The following is an 18,888-nucleotide window of genomic DNA, read 5'->3' as shown; positions in this document are numbered from 1 at the left end:
GCCACTGCGCCGGGCTATCAGCTAAAAGGATATCCACCATGCCGATACAAATTTTACCGCCGCAACTGGCGAACCAGATCGCGGCGGGTGAAGTGGTCGAGCGTCCTGCATCGGTTGTGAAAGAGCTGGTGGAAAACAGCCTTGATGCTGGCGCAACGCGCATTGATGTTGAGATTGAAAAGGGCGGCGCGAAGCTGATACGCATCCGTGACAACGGATGCGGCATCGTAAAAAGCGAACTGGCGATGGCACTGGCCCGCCATGCCACCAGCAAGATTGCCTCACTGGATGACCTGGAGGCGATCATGAGCCTCGGTTTCCGGGGCGAAGCGCTGGCCAGTATCAGCTCGGTCTCTCGCCTGACTCTGACCTCACGTACCGCCGATCAAACTGAAGCCTGGCAGGCCTATGCCGAAGGGCGAGATATGGCCGTGACGGTCAAGCCTGCTGCGCATCCGTGCGGCACCACGCTGGAAGTGCTGGATCTGTTTTACAACACCCCGGCACGCCGCAAATTCATGCGCACTGAAAAAACCGAGTTTGGTCACATCGACGAAGTGATTCGCCGCATCGCGCTGGCCCGCTTTGACGTGGCGATTTCACTCAGTCACAACGGCAAAATGATGCGTCAGTATCGGGCGGTAAGTGAAGAGAGCCAGCGCGAACGACGGCTGGCGGCCATCTGTGGCGTGACCTTTATGCAGCATGCGTTACGCATCGACTGGCAGCACGACGATCTGTCACTGCGCGGCTGGGTAGCCGATCCGACCGGTTCGCGTCAGGTCAGCGACCTGCAGTATTGCTACGTAAACGGCCGCATGATGCGCGACAAGCTGATCAATCACGCGATCCGCCAGGCTTTCCAGACCCAGCTGCAGGAGGACCAGCAGCCCGCCTATGTGCTCTATCTGGAAATCGATCCGCACCAGGTGGATGTCAACGTTCATCCGGCAAAACATGAGGTGCGGTTTCATCAGTCGCGGCTGGTGCATGATTTTATCTATCAGGGCGTGATGAGCGTGTTACAGGCGAGCGCGGCCCCGGTATTGCCGACGCTGCAGGCGGAAGAGCCCGCGCCGCGCTGGCAACCCGAGAATCGTCAGGCGGCCGGGGGGAACCATTTTTCACAGCCCGCCGCGCGTCGCAGCGAGTCAGCGCCGGCAGCACCGACGCCGGGACCAGCGCCAGCCTGGCAGAACAAAGAGAGCGGTTATCGTCAGCGGGAAGGCGCGGTGTATCAGCAGTTGCTAAAAACGCCTGCCACGGGCGCGCCACCAGCGAAGCCGGCTGAACCGGCACCGCGTGCCGTCGTCCAGGCGTCACCGCTGGCGGCGCATGCCCAGAGTTTTGGCCGGGTACTGACGGTGCTGCATCACCACTATGCGTTGCTGGAGCAGGACCAGAGACTGCTGCTGCTGTCTCTGCCGGTGGCGGCGCGCTGGTTAAAACAGGCGCAGCTTCAGCCCGGCGAAACCGGCTTAAAACCGCAGCCGTTATTGATCCCGGTGCGGCTTAAAATTGCCCAGACCGAGCGGCAGGCTGCACAGAAAAACAGCAGTCTGCTCAATCAGATGGGAATAGAACTGCAGCTGGAGGGCGACCACGTGACTCTGCGCGCGGTTCCTTTACCGTTACGAACACAAAATTTACAAATCTTGATTCCTGAACTGTTAGGCTATCTCGCCCGGCAGCAAGATAACTCTGCGACGCAACTGGCCCAGTGGCTGGCGCGGCGTCAGGATGCAGAGTCATCTGACTGGAATCACTCACAGGCGATTAACCTGCTGGCTGAGCTGGAACGGCTCTGTCCACAGTTATTAAAATCGCCGCCTTCAGGTCTGATACAGGCCATAGAGATTGAGAGCGCGATTGACGCGTTGAAGCATGAGTGAACTAAACCAGGCTGGCCGGCCAAAGGCTATATTTTTGATGGGACCCACGGCGTCTGGCAAGACGGCGTTAGCGATTGAGCTGCGTAAGCATTTGCCAGTGGAACTAATCAGCGTAGATTCTGCCTTAATCTATCGTCAGATGGATATTGGCACGGCGAAACCGTCGGCTGAGGAGTTAGCAGTGGCGCCCCATCGGTTGCTGGACATACGCGATCCCGCGGAAGCCTATTCGGCGGCCGAGTTTCGACGCGATGCGTTAGCAGAAATGGCGGATATCGTTCAGGCCGGACGAATTCCGTTGCTTGTTGGTGGAACCATGCTCTACTTCAAGGCGTTACTTGAAGGATTGTCGCCGTTGCCCTCGGCCGATCCCGAGGTTCGTCAGCGGATAGAGCAAACGGCGCGTGAAAAAGGCTGGGAAGCTTTACACCGCCAGCTGTGTGAAATCGACCCGGTTGCCGGCAGTCGTATTCATCCGAATGATCCGCAGAGACTTTCGCGAGCACTGGAAGTTTTTTTCATTTCGGGTAAAACTTTAACGGAACTGACAAAAACGTCCGGTGAAGCGTTACCCTACGATGTGTACCAGTTTGCCATCGCCCCCGCGAGCCGCGAGCTGTTACACCAGCGCATCGCGTTGCGTTTTGAGCAGATGTTGGCGTCAGGATTTGAAGCGGAGTCTCGGGCCCTGTTTGCACGAGGTGATTTGCATACGGACATGCCTTCCATTCGTTGTGTTGGTTATCGCCAGATGTGGTCTTATTTATCGGGCGAAATCGATTATGACGAGATGGTTTATCGGGGAATTTGCGCAACCCGGCAACTTGCTAAGCGTCAGATTACCTGGTTACGCGGCTGGGAAAACGTTCACTGGTTAGACAGTGACGAGCCCCAACTGGCACGTGACAGGGTGCTACAGGTTCTTAGTGCGAAGCATGGGTGATTGTGTACAATTGACGGGTTATCGTGCGCAAATTTTTACGCAGTTTTTTCAGAACCATAGGTTCTACAAGCAACAAACAACAAGCATATAAGGAAAAGATAGAATGGCTAAGGGGCAATCATTACAAGACCCGTTTTTGAACGCACTGCGTCGTGAACGTGTTCCGGTTTCGATTTATTTGGTTAACGGTATCAAGCTGCAGGGTCAGATTGAGTCATTTGATCAGTTTGTAATTTTGCTGAAAAACACGGTAAGTCAGATGGTTTATAAACACGCCATTTCTACCGTTGTTCCTTCGCGCCCGGTTTCTCACCATAGCAATAATACCGGTGGCGGCAGCAACAATTACCATCATGGCGGCAGCAACACATCTGCGCAGCCACAGCCACAACAAGACGGTGATAACGCAGAATAACGCGTCGCCGTACAGCCAGGACCGGAGAGCATGAATGGTTTTCCGTCCTGGTCTTTTATTTTAGCGAGGTTATAGCTTGTTTGACCGTTATGATGCCGGTGAGCAGGCCGTACTGGTACACATCTGGTTCTCCCAAGACAAAGAAGTAGAAGATCTTCAGGAATTTGAAACCCTGGTTTCTTCTGCTGGCGTTGACGCGCTGCAAGTGATCACTGGCAGCCGCAAAGCGCCACATCCCAAGTATTTTGTCGGTGAAGGAAAGGCCGTTGAAATTGCCGATGCGGTAAAAACAACAGGAGCATCGGTCGTCTTATTCGATCATGCCCTTACGCCCGCTCAGGAAAGAAATCTCGAGCGCCTGTGCGAATGCCGGGTGATTGATCGTACCGGCTTAATTCTCGATATCTTCGCGCAACGCGCACGCACCCACGAAGGTAAATTGCAGGTTGAGCTGGCACAGCTACGCCATCTTGCCACGCGTCTGGTACGCGGCTGGACGCACCTTGAACGCCAGAAAGGCGGGATCGGCTTACGCGGTCCGGGTGAAACGCAGTTAGAAACTGACCGTCGCTTATTACGCGGCCGTATCAGCCAGATTTTATCCCGTCTGGAACGGGTAGAGAAACAGCGTGAGCAGGGACGTCAGGCACGCGCCAAGGCCGATGTGCCAACCGTGTCGCTGGTGGGCTATACCAACGCCGGTAAATCGACGCTGTTTAACGCCGTGACCTCAGCCAACGTCTTTGCTGCCGATCAGCTGTTTGCGACCCTTGATCCGACGCTGCGCCGCCTGAATGTCGCCGATGTCGGTGAAGTGGTGCTGGCGGATACGGTCGGCTTTATCCGCCATCTTCCTCACGATTTGGTTGCTGCCTTTAAAGCGACCCTTCAGGAGACGCGTCAGGCGACGTTGCTGCTGCATGTGATTGACGGTGCTGACGTTCGCGTCACAGAAAATATTGAAGCCGTTGATACCGTACTGGAAGAGATCGACGCTGACGAAATTCCCACCTTACTGGTCATGAATAAGATCGATATGCTCGATGGCTTTGAACCACGCATCGATCGTAACGAAGAAAACCTGCCGATTCGCGTCTGGCTGTCTGCCCAGACCGGTGCCGGTATTCCGTTATTATGGCAGGCGCTGTCTGAGCGGCTGTCGGGTGAAATTGCCCAATACGAATTACGTCTGCCACCCGAAGCGGGGCGCTTGCGCAGCCGTTTCTACCAGTTGCAGGCGATTGAGAAAGAGTGGAATCAGGAAGACGGCAGTGTAGGATTGCAGATTCGTATGCCAATCATTGAATGGTTGCGCTTATGCAAACAGGAACCGTCGCTGACCAGTTATATTGTTTGATATTGCCCAAACGCATTTACCTTAAAAATTGAAGATTGTCGCACTTTCGTTGCAGACCCGAATACGCAGGCGTTACCCGAGTATTTCGGATTTCAGCAAGGCGGCAACTGAGTGAATCCCCGGGAGCTTACGCAGGTAAGTGACCGGAGTGAGCGAAGGCAGCCAACACCGCTGCAATCCGAAAGATGAAGGGTAAAAACCGCAAATACAATAAATGGAGTAGAGACATGGCGTGGAATCAGCCCGGAAATAACGGACAGGACCGCGACCCGTGGGGAAGCAGCAATAATCAAGGCGGCAACTCTGGGGGGAATAAAGGAGGACGGGAATCCGGGCCTCCTGATCTGGATGATATCTTCCGTAAGCTGAGCAAGAAGCTTGGTGGTCTGGGCGGTGGCAAACAGAACGACAACGGTCAGCGCGGCTCCGGCAGCGGCGGCAAAATTGTTGGCATCGTAGCGGTTGCAGCTGTCGTGATCTGGGCAGCAAGCGGTTTCTACACCATCAAAGAAGCGGAACGTGGCGTGGTAACGCGCTTCGGTAAGTTCAGTCATCTGGTTGAGCCAGGTCTGAACTGGAAACCGACCTTTATCGATCAGGTGCGTGCCGTTAACGTTGAAGCGGTACGTGAACTCGCCGCGTCAGGCGTGATGCTGACTTCGGATGAGAACGTGGTGCGGGTTGAGATGAACATCCAGTACCGGGTTACCGATCCGGAACGTTATCTTTATGCCGTTACCAGCGCGGATGACAGTCTACGTCAGGCCACCGACAGCGCACTGCGCGGCGTCATTGGCCGTTCCACCATGGACCGTATCCTGACCGAAGGTCGTACTGTGGTCCGTAGCGATACCCAGCGTGAAATCGACGAAACGATTCGCCCTTACAATATGGGCATCGCGGTGCTGGACGTAAACTTCCAGGCGGCTCGTCCACCGGAAGAGGTGAAGTCTGCGTTTGATGATGCGATTGCCGCACGTGAAAACCGCGAGCAGTATGTCCGCGAAGCGGAAGCCTACGCCAACGAAGTTCAGCCACGAGCTAACGGTCAGGCGCAGCGTATTCTGGAAGAAGCCCGTGCGTATAAAGAGCGGACGGTGCTGGAAGCGCAGGGTGAAGTGGCGCGGTTTGCCAAAATCCTGCCTGAGTACAAAGCGGCACCAGAAATCACCAAAGAGCGTCTCTATATCGAAACGATGGAACGCGTGCTCAGCCATACCCGTAAAGTACTGGTTAACGATCGGGGTAATAACCTGATGGTGCTGCCGCTCGATCAACTGATGCGTGGCGGTCAGGCGTCAACCGGCCACAACGGTCAGAAAGGGGGCAGTGCCGCATCGCAGCCTGCGCTCTCCGATCGCAGCGCCAGCCGCAGTGACACGTCGTCATACAGTCCGGACAGCATCATGGATCAGCGTCGGGCTAACGCTCTGCGCAACGACAGCCAGCGCGAAGGGAGAGAGTAATCGATGCGTAAGCCAATAGTAGTATTAATCATCGTCGTGCTGGTGGCGCTCTATGCGTCGCTGTTTGTGGTGCAGGAAGGTCAACGCGGCATCGTACTGCGCTTCGGTAAGGTTCTGCGCGACGACGAAAACAAACCGCAGGTGTTTGAACCGGGTCTGCATTTCAAGATCCCATTCCTGGAAACGGTTAAAACACTGGATGCTCGTATTCAGACCATGGACAACCAGGCCGATCGCTTCGTCACTAAAGAGAAGAAAGATCTGATCGTCGATTCCTACATCAAATGGCGTATCAGCGACTTCAGTCGTTACTATCTGGCCACCGGTGGCGGCGATGTGTCTCAGGCGGAAGTACTGCTGAAACGTAAGTTCAGTGACCGTCTGCGTTCTGAAATGGGGCGTCTGGATGTTAAAGACATTGTGACCGATTCGCGTGGTCGTCTGACCACCGACGTGCGTGATGCGCTGAACACCGGTAGTGCAGGCAGCGATGACGAAATCGCCACCCCGGCCGCCGATGATGCGATTGCCAGTGCAGCGGCCCGCGTAGAGCGTGAAACTAACAGCAGCGAACCGGCACCGAACCCGAACAGTATGGCGGCGTTAGGTATTCAGGTCGTAGATGTACGGATTAAGCAGATCAACCTGCCGACCGAAGTTTCAGATGCGATCTTCAACCGTATGCGTGCAGAGCGTGAAGCCGTAGCACGTAGCCAGCGTTCACAAGGTCAGGAAGAAGCAGAAAAACTGCGCGCCCAGGCTGATTACCAGGTAACGCGTACGCTGGCCGAAGCCCAGCGTGAAGCGCTGATTACCCGTGGTGACGGTGATGCGGAAACGGCGCGACTGTTTGCTGCGGCATTCAGTCAGGACCCGGACTTCTACGCCTTTATTCGTAGCCTGCGTGCCTATGAAAACAGCTTCAATGACAATCAGGATGTGATGGTGTTAAGCCCGGACAGCGACTTCTTCCGATATATGAAGGCGCCCTCTAACGCGACACGTTAAGAACTGATATAACCTACAGGCCGACAATGTTGTCGGCCTTTTTTTTGGGTATCAGTATGAAAACAAGCATCTGGATGGCACTGGCGCTGGTATTAGTGCTGGAAGGGTTGGGACCGATGTTCATGCCACGCGCCTGGCGCCGCATGATTCTGGCGATGACGCAGCTGCCCGATCGCCTGTTGCACCGTTTTGGCGGCGGGCTGGTGGTAGCCGGAATGGTGATCTATTGCATGCTTAGCCTGCACGGCAACCTGTAACAACTGCTGGCCTGGTGCACAAATTGTGCCTGCTGCGCCTGTTTTCCCCAACATGTTGTAGTGATCAAAATGCTGGCAAAAAAGCGCGCAATCGTATGCTAAAAGTGCTGAAAACCACCGGATCAGATGGTAGAATCCTTTTTTAAGCAATCGGTGATTTTGAGAAATGGGTAAGAACGTCGTCGTACTGGGCACCCAATGGGGTGACGAAGGTAAAGGTAAGATTGTAGACCTTCTGACTGAACGCGCGAATTACGTTGTGCGTTATCAAGGCGGCCACAATGCGGGCCACACACTTGTCATCAACGGTGAAAAAACCGTCCTCCACCTGATCCCTTCTGGCATTCTGCGCGATAACGTCACCAGCATTATTGGTAACGGCGTAGTGCTCTCTCCTGAAGCCTTAATGAAAGAGATGAAAGGCCTCGAAGAGCGCGGGATTCCGGTACGCGAACGTCTGCTGATTTCTGAAGCCTGTCCGTTGATTCTGCAGTATCACGTTGCCATGGACATGGCGCGCGAAAAAGCGCGTGGTGCTAAGGCGATCGGGACTACTGGCCGCGGTATTGGTCCGGCTTATGAAGATAAAGTCGCACGCCGTGCACTGCGCGTCAGCGATCTGTTCAACAAAGAGACCTTTGCCGCCAAGCTGAAAGAAGTGGTCGATTTCTACAACTTCCAGCTGGTGCACTACTACAAAGAGCAGGCGGTCGACTTCGATAAAGTGCTGAACGATGTGATGGCGATTGCCGACATCCTGACCAGCATGGTGGTTGACGTCTCTGAGCTGCTGGACGGCGCGCGTAAGCGTGGCGATCTGATCATGTTCGAAGGTGCGCAGGGTACGCTGCTGGATATCGATCACGGTACCTATCCGTACGTTACCTCGTCCAACACCACCGCTGGCGGCGTAGCGACCGGCTCAGGCATTGGCCCGCGCTATGTCGATTACGTGCTGGGTATCGTGAAAGCGTACTCAACCCGCGTCGGTGCTGGTCCATTCCCGACCGAACTGTTTGACGAAACCGGTGAGTTCCTGTGTAAGCAGGGTAACGAGTTCGGTGCCACCACCGGCCGTCGTCGTCGTACCGGCTGGCTGGATGCGGTTGCCGTGCGTCGTGCGGTGCAGATCAACTCTCTGTCCGGTTTCTGCATGACTAAACTGGACGTGCTGGATGGCCTGAAAGAGGTCAAAATCTGCGTGGCTTACCGGATGCCGGATGGCCGTGAAGTCACCACCACGCCGCTGGCGGCAGAGAACTGGGAAGGCATTGAGCCGATCTATGAAACGATGCCGGGCTGGAGCGAGACTACTTTTGGTGTGAAGACGCTGGAGGGCTTACCACAAGCTGCCCGCGACTATATCAAGCGTGTAGAAGAAGTGACGGGTGTTCCGGTTGATATTATCTCAACCGGCCCGGACCGCAGTGAAACGATGATTCTGCGCGATCCGTTCGACGCATAATCACCCAGGCCGGACCTTGTCCGGCCTTTGTTTTTCCACTCTTTGATGCCACTTAATTCCCCTTCGCTTGTCCAACCCGGTGCTGGCTTAAAAAAACGCACGGTTAATCAGACTCTGGTTTATCATCGTAGCCACTCGCATGGCGATCCGATTTATTCCTGACATCAATCGCAAGGCGGGTTATGCGATGCCACTTTTGATGATTCACTGAGGTTACTGTGCAGCTGACGAGTTTTACTGATTATGGTTTACGGGCCCTGATTTATCTGGCCGCGTTGCCCGAAGGCCAGCAGACCAACATCACTGAAGTGACCAACACCTATGGTGTGTCACGAAATCACATGGTCAAAATCATTAATCAACTGAGCCGGGCGGGATATATCGCCGCAACGCGCGGCAAAAATGGCGGGCTTCGTCTTGGCATGCCGGCCAGTCAGATTGTGATTGGCGACGTAGTGCGTAAGATGGAACCGCTACAATTAGTGGACTGCGCATCCTGTTCTATTACGCCCGCCTGTCGCCTGAAGAAGGCGCTACATGACGCGGTGCAGCGCTTTCTGCAGGAACTGGATAGCTACACGCTGGCGGATTTGGTTGAAGGGAATACCCCACTTTATGAAATCATATTGTCCGAACCGCCGGTGGCAATAAATACTCAATGACATCGGAGGAACCGCTATGTCAAAAGATCCTTTTCAGGATAGAGAAGCTGAAAAATACGAAAACCCCATTCCAAGCCGTGAATTTATTCTGGCGCTATTAGAAAAACGTGAAAAACCGGCCAGCCGCGAAGAGCTGGCGCAAGAGATGAACCTGCAGGAAGAAGAGCATATTGAGGCGCTGCGTCGCCGCCTGCGCGCCATGGAGCGTGATGGTCAGCTGGTGTTCACCCGCCGTCAATGCTATGCCCTGCCGGAGCGTCTGGATCTGCTACGCGGGAAGGTCATTGGCCACCGTGATGGCTACGGCTTCCTGCGGGCAGAAGGTCAGAAGGATGACCTCTACCTCTCCGCCGAACAGATGAAGTTTTGCATGCACGGCGACGTCATCCTGGCCCAGCCGCTGGGCGCCGATCGTAAAGGCCGTCGCGAAGCGCGCGTGGTGCGGGTACAGGAACCACGCAATAACCAGATCGTTGGCCGTTACTTCACCGACGCCGGTGCTGGCTTTGTGGTGCCGGACGACAGCCGTCTGAGCTTTGACATCCTGATCCCACCGGAAGAAACCATGAATGCCCGCATGGGCTCGGTCGTGGTGGTGGAGTTAGTTCAGCGTCCAACCCGTCGCAGTAAAGCGATCGGTAAAGTGGCTGAGATCCTCGGTGATGATATGGGCACCAGTCTGGCGGTCGATATGGCGCTACGGACCCATGAAATCCCACACAGCTGGCCGCCAGAGGTTGAAGCGCAGGTCAGTAAGCTGAAAGAAGAAGTGCCGGAAGAGGCCAAAAAAGGACGCGTCGACTTACGTAAGCTGCCGCTGGTCACGATTGATGGCGAAGATGCCCGTGACTTTGACGATGCGGTCTACTGTGAGAAAAAACGCGGTGGCGGCTGGCGGTTGTGGGTTGCTATCGCGGATGTCAGCTATTACGTCCGTCCTGGCACGCCGCTGGATGACGAAGCGCATCAGCGCGGTACCTCGGTCTATTTCCCGTCACAGGTGGTGCCGATGCTGCCGGAAGTGCTGTCGAACGGTTTATGTTCGCTCAACCCGCAGGTCGATCGCCTGTGTATGGTGTGCGAAATGACCGTTTCCTCAAAAGGGAAACTGACCGGCTTCAAACACTACGAAGCGGTGATGAATTCGCATGCGCGTCTGACCTACAATAAAGTCTGGAACATTCTGCAGGGCGACAAAGAGCTGCGTCAGCAGTATGCGCCGCTGGTTAAAGATCTTGAAGAGCTGCACAACCTGTATCAGGCGCTGGAAGCAGCACGTGAAGAGCGTGGCGGCATCTCGTTTGAGACCGAAGAAGCGAAGTTCATCTTCAACGCCGAGCGCCGCATTGAGCGTGTTGAGCGCGTTTCGCGTAATGACGCCCACAAGCTGATCGAAGAGTGTATGATCCTGGCGAATATCGCCTCGGCACGCTTCGTTGAGAAAAATCAGGAACCGGCGCTGTTCCGCGATCACGATCGCCCGACCGACGAAAGCATCAAGAGTTTCCGTACCGTGCTCAACGAGCTGGGACTGAGTCTGCCCGGCGGCAACAAACCGCAGCCGATCGACTATGCCGCGCTGCTGAAGCAGGTGGCCGATCGTCCTGATGCGGAAATGCTGCAAACCATGCTGCTGCGTTCGATGAAGCAGGCAGTTTACGATCCGGAAAACCGCGGCCACTTCGGTCTGGCGCTGACTTCATATGCTCACTTTACCTCGCCAATTCGCCGCTACCCGGATCTGACATTGCATCGCGCCATCAAGTATCTGCTGGCAAAAGAGCAGGGTGAAGGTAAAGGTCTGGTACAACGCGCCATCAAATATCTGATGCCGAAAGACAGCAACGCGATCAAAGATCGGATGACTGCGACCGGTGGCTATCACTACGAAATGCCGGAGATGCTGCAACTGGGACTGCACTGTTCCCTGACCGAACGCCGGGCTGATGAAGCGACCCGCGACGTCGCGGACTGGCTCAAGTGTGACTTCATGCAGGATCAGGTCGGCAACGTCTTCAACGGCGTGATCTCCAGCGTCACCGGCTTTGGCTTCTTTGTCCGCTTGAGCGATCTGTTCATTGATGGTCTGGTGCATGTCTCGACGCTGGATAACGACTACTACCGTTTTGATCCGGTCGGTCAGCGTCTGATTGGCGAGTCCGGCGGCCGCACCTATCGTCTTGGCGATATTGTGGAAGTACGGGTCGAAGCGGTGCACATGGACGAGCGTAAAATCGACTTTGCCCTGATCTCCAGCCAGCGTCAGGTACGCGGCGAAGGTAAAACCGAGCGCGATCGGGCGAAGCGTGATGGCAAACCACCGTTCAAACGCCGTCGTGATGTCAGCAAGAAGTCCAATTTTGAGCCAGACGCTGCTTTCCGCGGTGACAAGAGCAGACCGGCAGCGGCAAAAACCGAGAAAAAAAGTAAAACCGTCTCGGAAAAAAGCCGTAAAATCGCCGCCGCCACGCGGGCTAAGCGCGCCAGCAAAAAAGCGCAAACTGACTGATGCGCATAGCCGCCCTTTCTCAGCCGGGAAAGGGCGGTAATTTATTCATTTCCACACACTGAGCAGATCGATGAGCGAAATTATTTTTGGTATCCATGCCGTGCAGGCGCTGCTGGAACGCGACCCACAACGTTTCCAGCAGGTCTTTATCCTCAAAGGCCGCGACGATCGTCGCCTGCAACCCCTGGTCGCCGCGCTGGAAGCTCAGGGGATCGTAATTCAACTGGCAGAGCGTAAGTGGCTGGACAGCCAGGTGGAAGGCGGCGTGCATCAGGGTATCGTGGCGCAGGTTAAACCGGGCCGTCAGTATCAGGAAGGCGATCTGCCGGATCTGCTGCAGAGCCTGGAAAAACCGTTCCTGCTGGTGCTGGACGGGGTTACCGATCCGCATAACCTCGGAGCCTGTCTGCGCAGCGCCGATGCAGCGGGCGTGGATGCGGTGATCGTGCCAAAAGATCGTTCCGCTCCGCTGAACGCCACCGCCAAAAAAGTGGCCAGCGGTGCGGCTGAGAACGTGCCGTTAATCCGCGTTACCAACCTGGCGCGGACGCTGCGCTTGCTGCAGGAGTACAACATCTGGGTAGTCGGCACGGCCGGTGAAGCCGATCACACCGTGTATCAGAGCAAAATGACCGGCCCGATGGCGCTGGTGATGGGCGCAGAGGGCGAAGGCATGCGTCGTCTGACCCGTGAACATTGCGATGAGCTGATCAGTATTCCGATGGCGGGCAGCGTCTCTTCGCTGAACGTCTCGGTCGCTACCGGCGTCTGCCTGTTTGAAGCGGTGCGCCAGCGCAACGCCTGATCTCCGATGTGATCCTCGCCACAAATTAGTTTCTGTACCAGGCATAACTGCGCGTCATTCGTATATACCCAAAGGATTTCGGGTTGCATTGAGGTGGCACGAGAACGAACCCCGATGAGCTTACATGAGTAAGTGATTCGGGTGAGTGAACGCAGCCAACAAAAATGCAGCTTGAAAGACGACGGGTATACTTACTGAGTGACATCCGCGAGGAGTGGTTATGACCTGGACAACACACACCGTTTTTAATCAGCCCCATCCTCTCAGTAACAGCAACCTGTTCCTTTCCGATACGCCGTTGAGTGAAGCGCTACAGCGCGAGGGCGCGGAGTGGGATCGTGAATGGCTGGCTTCCGTCGGGCTGCAGCTTGGCAGCGCTGAATCACTGGAGCTTGGCCGGCTGGCCAATGCCGAACCGCCCGAACTGCTGCGCTACGATGCGCGTGGCGTGCGGCTCGATGAAGTGCGTTTTCATCCCGCCTGGCATCTGCTGATGCAGGGCGTCTGCGCCAGCCGTCTGCACAACCTCAGCTGGCAACCGACGGTGCGCGAACATGCCAGCGTGGCGCGTGCCGCCCGTTTTATTCTGCATGCTCAGGTTGAAGCGGGCACGCTCTGCCCGGTGACGATGACCCACGCGGCAATCCCGCTGCTTCAGACTTATCTGCCGGCCACGTTCGAAGGCTGGCTCGATCCGCTGCTCAGTGACCGGTATGACACCCATGCACAGCCCGGCGATCAAAAGCGCGGCTTGCTGATCGGCATGGGCATGACAGAAAAGCAGGGCGGCAGCGATCTGTTCACTACCACCACCCGCGCGGAGCCGCTGGGCGCGCGCGGCCCCGGTGAAATCTACCGGCTCACCGGTCATAAGTGGTTTTTTTCGGTGCCGCAAAGCGATGCGCATCTGGTGCTGGCACAGACGCCGGCGGGACTGAGCTGCTTCTTCCTGCCGCGCCTGTTACCGGACGGTTCCCGCAATGCTATCCAGATCGAGCGGCTGAAAGATAAGCTGGGTAATCGATCCAATGCCAGCAGCGAAGTCGAGTTTCGCGACGCCACTGGCTGGCTACTGGGAGAAGAGGGGGAAGGGGTCCGGCTGATCCTGAAAATGGGCGGAATGACCCGTTTTGACTGCGCGCTCGGCAGTCACGGCCAGATGCGGCGGGCTTTTTCAGTTGCGCTCTATCATGCACACCAGCGCCAGGTGTTGGGTAAAAATCTGGTGGATCAGCCACTGATGCGTCAGGTGCTGGCGCAGCAGGCACTGCAGCTGGAAGGACAGACCGCCTTACTGATGCGGCTGGCCCGTGCCTGGTCGCAGCCGGCAAAACCGCATGAGGTTGCCTTTGCGCGCCTGTTTACCCCGGCGGCGAAATACCAGATATGCAAAGCAGGTGCGCCGTTTGTGGCAGAGGCGATGGAGGTGTTAGGCGGCATCGGCTACTGCGAAGCGAGTGAGCTGCCGCGGCTGTATCGCGATATCCCGGTTAACAGTATCTGGGAAGGGTCGGGCAACGTGATGTGTCTCGACGTGTTGCGCGCGCTTTCGCGGCAGAGCGATGCGGCAGAGATGCTCAGCCAGGAATTTGAGGCAGTCAAAGGCAGTAACCGCCATTTCGATGCGCGCTGGCGTCAGCTTCGTCTGCGACTGCACAAAATACCGGAGGCGCAGGCGCGTGAACTGACCCGCAGTCTGCTGCTGCTGGCAACGGGCGCACAGTTGCTGAAATATGCCGAGCCGCCGCTGGCGGATGGCTGGTGCCGGCAATGGCTCGATCAGCGCGGCTCACGTCCACTTGATGCCGCGCTGGCCGACCGCTTACTGGCCCGCGCCTGCGGTGGGTGAGGCTCCGTACAGGATCGCGCTGGCGTACCATAAGCCAGGCATCACCGTTTCACTCAGCGCCACGATCTGATAGTAGGTCGCACCGGACTGATTGGCCCGGGCGGCCACGGCGCGCTGTGCATCATCGGGTGAACCGTGCACGTTGACGGTGATATTGCCCAGCTTCGGTAAACCGGCGCTTTGCGCCCGTGAAATTTCCTGCGCCTGTTGCGTCGGCGCGGGCGGCGCTTTTGGGGTCGTCTGAAACGCAGAACAGCCTGCCAGTGACAGGCTTAACACCAGTAAGTAAGCGAAACGCATAGGAAAACCCTCATTCAGGACGAAGCATTAAGTGTATGCCATCGTCCCGAATGCCGTCAGGATTTGAGGCTAAAAACGCTGACCAGCTGGGTCAGGTGATGGCCTTTATCACTCAGGGTCTGGGCGCTACTTTCCGCCTGCGCCACCAGTTCACTGTTCTGATGCGTCGCCTGGCTGATCTGGTTCATCGCCAGATTAACCTGACCAATGCCGGCAGCCTGCTGTTGCGCCGCCACGTTGATCTCGCCCATCAGCGCCTGGACCTGCTCAATGTGCGTCACGATGTGGGTCATCGCGTCGCGGGTCTGCTCAGATAACAGATGGCCTTCCGCCACATTGCCGATTGAGGTGGCGATTAGCCCATCAATCTCTTTCGCGGCCTGCGCCGAGCGCTGCGCCAGCGCCCGTACTTCGGCAGCTACCACCGCAAATCCGCGTCCCTGTTCACCGGCACGCGCGGCTTCAACCGCGGCATTTAGCGCCAGGATATTGGTCTGGAAGGCGATAGATTCGATCACATGGGTGATATCCGCAATGCTTTGCGACGAGATTTTAATGGCCGACATGGTGTTAACCGAGCGCACCACGGTCTGGCTGCCCTGGCTGACGATAGCGCTGGCTTCAGACACCAGCGACATCGCCTGGCGCAGGCTATCGGCGGTATGTTCTACCGTCGCACCAAACTGCTCCATGCTGGCCGAGGTCTGCTCGACGCTGCTGGCCTGACGCCCAATCTGCTCGCTGATATTGTGGCTGCTGGCGGCGATGGTATCGGTGCCGTCACTGATCTCCTGCGCGGCGCTGCGCACCTGACCGACGATCTTCTCCAGACCATCGCCAATGCCGTTGATGGCGTTGATCAACTGGCCCACTTCGTCGCGACGTGGCGTATCGAGATGCACCTGCAAATTACCGGCGGCATACTGCTGCGCCAGATGAATCACCTGCTGCAGCGGACGGGTAATCGCCCGGCGGCTGTACCAGACAAAGCCAAGCGCAAACACCAGCACCAGCGCCAGGCCGGTGAGTAAAAACAGGTTACGACTGTGGGTAATTGGTGCCAGCAGGCTGGCGCGGTTAACCTCACCAACAATCACCCAGTTCCAGCCCGGTAACTGCTGCCAGGCCAGCATGCGGTTCTCTCCGGCCATCTCCACCTGCCGTATCCCTTGCGGCTGGGTCAGCAGTTGCTGCTGTATCGCGTTATCCCAGCCCGGTAGTTTCCCTTCGTTGTGCTGATCAAACAAATACTGACCCTGAGCGCTGCCGGGCGCGCCGTTAATCACATAAAAGTGGCCGCTGTCGCCCAGCCGACGCGCGAGAATTTTCTCACGCATCAGGGCGTATTGCTGATCGATACCGACCCCGACAAACAGAATGGCGACTACCGTGCCGCTGGCATCTTTGACCGGCTGATACTGGGTGATGTAGCGATGGCCAAACAGCGTGGCGAGGCCACGGTAGATTTCCCCCTGATGCACGCTTTTCCAGGCGGCGCTGGCGCGATCGAGCTGGGTGCCGATGGCGCGACTGCCATCCTGCTTCTTCAGCGAGGTGGAAATGCGGATAAAGTCTTCGCCGTCACGCACGAAAATGGTGGCGACCGCAGCAGTGCGTTCGGTGAAATCGTCCACCGCTGTCTGGTCGAGGTTGAGCGTCTTTAAGCCAGCACGCAGCACCGGCGTCGAAAAGCTGCCCACCTGCACCCGGGCACTTTCATCGAGGCTAAAGCGCCTGGGTAAAAAGCTGGTAAACAGATTGGTGTAGTTGCTCACCTCTTCGGAAAGCGTGGCGTTGAACATGGTCGCCATTTCACTGATGCCCTGCACCTGATTGTGCATATCATCAATCGCGAGGTTTTCCAGCTGGCGTGAGGCGGTGTGGCTCTGGGTCAGCGTCAGAACCAGCAGTAATAACGCTACGCTGAGAGACGTCAGTACAGACAGCTTAACTCCAAGACTCAGGCCGCTGAGAGAGAGACGCTTCATAAATTACCTTTGATCACATTGGGGGGATACCGGATCAACGGCAGCAACGCGAAAAAGTTTAGGCCGCAAGCTGACGACCGGCAGCGGGGGAATGGCTTCGCAAATGTTGTGGCAGAACGTACACTCAAAGCCTGTGCTTCGCCCCTTTCAGGAGAGAATATGATTGAACTCACCACGGAAACGCTGGCAGGAATTGAGTGTCTGCACGCCGCGCCAGCTGGTCAGCGCCGTAACCGGCTGCCGACAGTGCTGTTTTATCACGGTTTTACGTCGTCGAAAGAGGTCTATGCCTATTTCGCCGTCGCCTTAGCGCAGGCCGGATTCCGGGCGGTGATGCCGGATGCGGATCTGCACGGCGCACGCTATCACGGCGATGCCGAAAGCCGCCTGAGTCGCTTCTGGGATATCCTGAAAAAAAATATTGATGAGCTGCCGCAGCTGGAATCGGCGCTGCGCGCTGACGATCTGATCGCCGGTGAGCGGTTTGCGGTCGCCGGGGCGTCGATGGGCGGCATGACGGCGCTGGGGGCGATGGCCCGCTATCCGCAGATCCACAGCGTCGCCTCCATGATGGGTTCCGGCTACTTTATGCAGCTCAGCCAGACGCTGTTTCCGCCGCTGGTGGTGCGCTCGCCGGAACAGCAGGCACAGTTTGATGCCCGGATGGCACCGCTGGCGGAATACGATCCCAGCACCCGGCTGGACACGCTGGCCAATCGTCCGCTGCTGCTGTGGCATGGTGAAGCTGATGAGGTGGTGCCCTTTGCTGAAAGCGCCCGCCTGGAAGCCGCGCTGCGCAGCAAAGGATTAGCGCAGCATCTGACGTCACTGTCGGAACAGCAGATTGGACATAAGATTACGCCGTCAGGTTTGACGGCGCTGGTGAGCTTCTTTAAGCATCAGCTTTAAACATCAGACGTAAAAAAGGGCGGAGGGGTCTGCTCCGCCCTGGCCTGACCCGTTTATTAGCGGGCAGTGAACCGTTCTGACAGTCGGGCTGGCGCACTGATCGGATTACTCTCCGGTGCATCCAGTCGATTAACGTAGACATAACCCTCAGCCGCTTTGCTGCTGTGACTTCTCATCTGCTGCGCACAGTCAGCATTGCTGGCAAGAGCGGGTAGAGACAGGAAGAGACCCAGTAAAGTGGCGATGACGTACCTTTTCATGGCCGACTCCTCACTTCAGGGAAGACACTCTGTTAGACGCTGGTAAGCCAAACCGTAACGTCTGCATTAAGTTTAGCGACTGGCGATATTATCGCCAGATCGTCTGCCTGAACCTCTTCATCAGCCTTTTTGAACAATCGCTGCTTAACGCACTGTATTCACATGATTAGCACGAAAAGCCTGCGTATCTGGCACGCCGGATGGCATTTGTTGAAATGTGCGCTTGAGTTTAGTGGCCCCCGCCAGTATGATTACGCGTCAATTTTTCAGCCGCATTCTCAGGCTGTGTCCCACAAGCGCTCGTCACAACGAACTTTTGTGGGACACAGCCTATAACGTTCCTTGCTTCCATGGGCCGCGGTTGACCCCGACAGGAGGCTGAATAATCCGTAAGGAGCAATTTCGATGCGTCATTACGAAATCGTATTTATGGTCCATCCTGACCAGAGCGAACAGGTTCCGGGCATGATCGAGCGTTACACTGGTGCCATCACTGGTGCACAGGGCACGATTCACCGTCTGGAAGACTGGGGCCGCCGTCAGCTGGCTTACCCGATCAACAAACTGCACAAAGCGCACTACGTTCTGCTGAACGTTGAAGCGCCGCAGGAAGCGATCGATGAGCTGGAAACGAACTTCCGCTTCAACGACGCCGTTATCCGTAGCATGGTTATGCGCGTTAAAAACGCGGTAACTGAAGCATCACCGATGGTTAAAGCGAAAGACGAGCGTCGTGAGCGCCGCGAAGATTTTGCTAACGAATCCGCTGATGACTCAGATGCTGGGGATTCTGAAGAGTAATC

17 protein-coding genes are annotated in these 18,888 nt (G+C 56.5%); 14 read left to right on the top strand and 3 right to left on the bottom strand.

What is annotated here, in order from left to right; all coding sequences use genetic code 11:
* The first annotated feature begins 38 nt into the window (after positions 1-38).
* The 12 genes from mutL to ABIB18_RS19305 all read left to right on the top strand — a co-directional run bounded on the left by mutL (position 39) and on the right by ABIB18_RS19305 (position 14,628).
* A complete protein-coding gene (mutL, locus tag ABIB18_RS19360) occupies positions 39-1,892 on the top strand; it encodes a DNA mismatch repair endonuclease MutL (RefSeq protein WP_094106264.1) in 1,854 nt (617 codons plus the stop codon).
* Positions 1,885-2,835, top strand: a complete 951-nt coding sequence (gene miaA, locus ABIB18_RS19355; protein WP_069729035.1) for a tRNA (adenosine(37)-N6)-dimethylallyltransferase MiaA — start codon at positions 1,885-1,887, stop codon at positions 2,833-2,835. The genes mutL and miaA overlap by 8 nt, the downstream gene beginning before the upstream one ends.
* Positions 2,836-2,938: 103 nt before the next feature.
* Positions 2,939-3,250 (top strand): RNA chaperone Hfq, encoded by a 312-nt coding sequence (hfq, locus tag ABIB18_RS19350; protein ID WP_009087468.1) that lies wholly within the window; start codon positions 2,939-2,941, stop codon positions 3,248-3,250.
* A gap of 76 nt (positions 3,251-3,326) precedes the next feature.
* Positions 3,327-4,607, top strand: coding sequence for a ribosome rescue GTPase HflX (gene hflX / locus ABIB18_RS19345; RefSeq protein WP_031376420.1), 1,281 nt, complete (start codon positions 3,327-3,329; stop codon positions 4,605-4,607).
* Between the two features lie 227 nt (positions 4,608-4,834).
* A complete protein-coding gene (hflK, locus tag ABIB18_RS19340) occupies positions 4,835-6,073 on the top strand; it encodes an FtsH protease activity modulator HflK (protein ID WP_354475306.1) in 1,239 nt (412 codons plus the stop codon).
* Positions 6,074-6,076: 3 nt separating this feature from the next.
* Positions 6,077-7,081 carry a protease modulator HflC gene (hflC, locus tag ABIB18_RS19335; protein ID WP_031376419.1) on the top strand — a complete coding sequence of 335 codons (1,005 nt, stop codon included), beginning with the start codon at positions 6,077-6,079 and terminating at the stop codon, positions 7,079-7,081.
* A 56-nt stretch (positions 7,082-7,137) separates the two neighbouring features.
* Positions 7,138-7,338 (top strand): DUF2065 domain-containing protein, encoded by a 201-nt coding sequence (locus tag ABIB18_RS19330; protein ID WP_031376418.1) that lies wholly within the window; start codon positions 7,138-7,140, stop codon positions 7,336-7,338.
* A 166-nt stretch (positions 7,339-7,504) separates the two neighbouring features.
* Positions 7,505-8,803 carry an adenylosuccinate synthase gene (locus tag ABIB18_RS19325; RefSeq protein WP_031376417.1) on the top strand — a complete coding sequence of 433 codons (1,299 nt, stop codon included), beginning with the start codon at positions 7,505-7,507 and terminating at the stop codon, positions 8,801-8,803.
* A 218-nt stretch (positions 8,804-9,021) separates the two neighbouring features.
* Entirely contained in the window at positions 9,022-9,465 is a 444-nt protein-coding gene (gene nsrR, locus ABIB18_RS19320; protein WP_031376416.1) for a nitric oxide-sensing transcriptional repressor NsrR, read from the top strand.
* Positions 9,466-9,481: 16 nt separating this feature from the next.
* The gene (gene rnr / locus ABIB18_RS19315; RefSeq protein ID WP_354475303.1) at positions 9,482-11,974 is read left to right on the top strand and encodes a ribonuclease R; all 2,493 of its coding nucleotides are present in this window, start codon (positions 9,482-9,484) and stop codon (positions 11,972-11,974) included.
* Positions 11,975-12,044: 70 nt separating this feature from the next.
* A complete protein-coding gene (rlmB, locus tag ABIB18_RS19310) occupies positions 12,045-12,779 on the top strand; it encodes a 23S rRNA (guanosine(2251)-2'-O)-methyltransferase RlmB (protein ID WP_031376415.1) in 735 nt (244 codons plus the stop codon).
* A 220-nt stretch (positions 12,780-12,999) separates the two neighbouring features.
* Positions 13,000-14,628 carry an isovaleryl-CoA dehydrogenase gene (locus tag ABIB18_RS19305; protein ID WP_279810027.1) on the top strand — a complete coding sequence of 543 codons (1,629 nt, stop codon included), beginning with the start codon at positions 13,000-13,002 and terminating at the stop codon, positions 14,626-14,628.
* Here the strand turns inward: ABIB18_RS19305 and bsmA are convergent.
* Entirely contained in the window at positions 14,602-14,928 is a 327-nt protein-coding gene (bsmA, locus tag ABIB18_RS19300) for a biofilm peroxide resistance protein BsmA (protein WP_031376413.1), read from the bottom strand. The genes ABIB18_RS19305 and bsmA overlap by 27 nt on opposite strands.
* A gap of 56 nt (positions 14,929-14,984) precedes the next feature.
* Complete coding sequence (locus ABIB18_RS19295) at positions 14,985-16,916, bottom strand: methyl-accepting chemotaxis protein (protein WP_031376412.1); 1,932 nt, start codon at positions 16,914-16,916, stop codon at positions 14,985-14,987.
* Between the two features lie 159 nt (positions 16,917-17,075).
* Here ABIB18_RS19295 and yjfP point away from each other — a divergent pair, with 159 nt between their 5' ends.
* The gene (gene yjfP, locus ABIB18_RS19290) at positions 17,076-17,825 is read left to right on the top strand and encodes an esterase (protein ID WP_089561912.1); all 750 of its coding nucleotides are present in this window, start codon (positions 17,076-17,078) and stop codon (positions 17,823-17,825) included.
* A 56-nt stretch (positions 17,826-17,881) separates the two neighbouring features.
* Here the strand turns inward: yjfP and ABIB18_RS19285 are convergent, their stop codons facing one another.
* Positions 17,882-18,085, bottom strand: coding sequence for a hypothetical protein (locus ABIB18_RS19285; RefSeq protein WP_031376411.1), 204 nt, complete (start codon positions 18,083-18,085; stop codon positions 17,882-17,884).
* A gap of 405 nt (positions 18,086-18,490) precedes the next feature.
* Here ABIB18_RS19285 and rpsF point away from each other — a divergent pair, with 405 nt between their 5' ends.
* The gene (gene rpsF / locus ABIB18_RS19280) at positions 18,491-18,886 is read left to right on the top strand and encodes a 30S ribosomal protein S6 (RefSeq protein ID WP_031376410.1); all 396 of its coding nucleotides are present in this window, start codon (positions 18,491-18,493) and stop codon (positions 18,884-18,886) included.
* Positions 18,887-18,888: the final 2 nt, after the last annotated feature.

Source organism: Pantoea sp. UYEF8 (assembly GCF_040546285.1).
GTDB lineage: Bacteria > Pseudomonadota > Gammaproteobacteria > Enterobacterales > Enterobacteriaceae > Pantoea > Pantoea brenneri.
Note: the sequence above shows the minus strand (reverse complement) of the source record. Positions and strands in the feature narration are given on the sequence as shown.

What these genes read in the sequence shown, in the direction of transcription:
- mutL (WP_094106264.1), top strand. Translation starts at nt 39, where the DNA reads ATGCCGATACAAATTTTACCGCCGCAACTGGCGAACCAGATCGCGGCG.
- miaA (WP_069729035.1), top strand. Translation starts at nt 1,885, where the DNA reads ATGAGTGAACTAAACCAGGCTGGCCGGCCAAAGGCTATATTTTTGATG.
- hfq (WP_009087468.1), top strand. Translation starts at nt 2,939, where the DNA reads ATGGCTAAGGGGCAATCATTACAAGACCCGTTTTTGAACGCACTGCGT.
- hflK (WP_354475306.1), top strand. Translation starts at nt 4,835, where the DNA reads ATGGCGTGGAATCAGCCCGGAAATAACGGACAGGACCGCGACCCGTGG.
- hflC (WP_031376419.1), top strand. Translation starts at nt 6,077, where the DNA reads ATGCGTAAGCCAATAGTAGTATTAATCATCGTCGTGCTGGTGGCGCTC.
- ABIB18_RS19330 (WP_031376418.1), top strand. Translation starts at nt 7,138, where the DNA reads ATGAAAACAAGCATCTGGATGGCACTGGCGCTGGTATTAGTGCTGGAA.
- ABIB18_RS19325 (WP_031376417.1), top strand. Translation starts at nt 7,505, where the DNA reads ATGGGTAAGAACGTCGTCGTACTGGGCACCCAATGGGGTGACGAAGGT.
- rnr (WP_354475303.1), top strand. Translation starts at nt 9,482, where the DNA reads ATGTCAAAAGATCCTTTTCAGGATAGAGAAGCTGAAAAATACGAAAAC.
- rlmB (WP_031376415.1), top strand. Translation starts at nt 12,045, where the DNA reads ATGAGCGAAATTATTTTTGGTATCCATGCCGTGCAGGCGCTGCTGGAA.
- ABIB18_RS19305 (WP_279810027.1), top strand. Translation starts at nt 13,000, where the DNA reads ATGACCTGGACAACACACACCGTTTTTAATCAGCCCCATCCTCTCAGT.
- bsmA (WP_031376413.1), bottom strand. Translation starts at nt 14,928, where the DNA reads ATGCGTTTCGCTTACTTACTGGTGTTAAGCCTGTCACTGGCAGGCTGT.
- ABIB18_RS19295 (WP_031376412.1), bottom strand. Translation starts at nt 16,916, where the DNA reads ATGAAGCGTCTCTCTCTCAGCGGCCTGAGTCTTGGAGTTAAGCTGTCT.
- yjfP (WP_089561912.1), top strand. Translation starts at nt 17,076, where the DNA reads ATGATTGAACTCACCACGGAAACGCTGGCAGGAATTGAGTGTCTGCAC.
- ABIB18_RS19285 (WP_031376411.1), bottom strand. Translation starts at nt 18,085, where the DNA reads ATGAAAAGGTACGTCATCGCCACTTTACTGGGTCTCTTCCTGTCTCTA.
- rpsF (WP_031376410.1), top strand. Translation starts at nt 18,491, where the DNA reads ATGCGTCATTACGAAATCGTATTTATGGTCCATCCTGACCAGAGCGAA.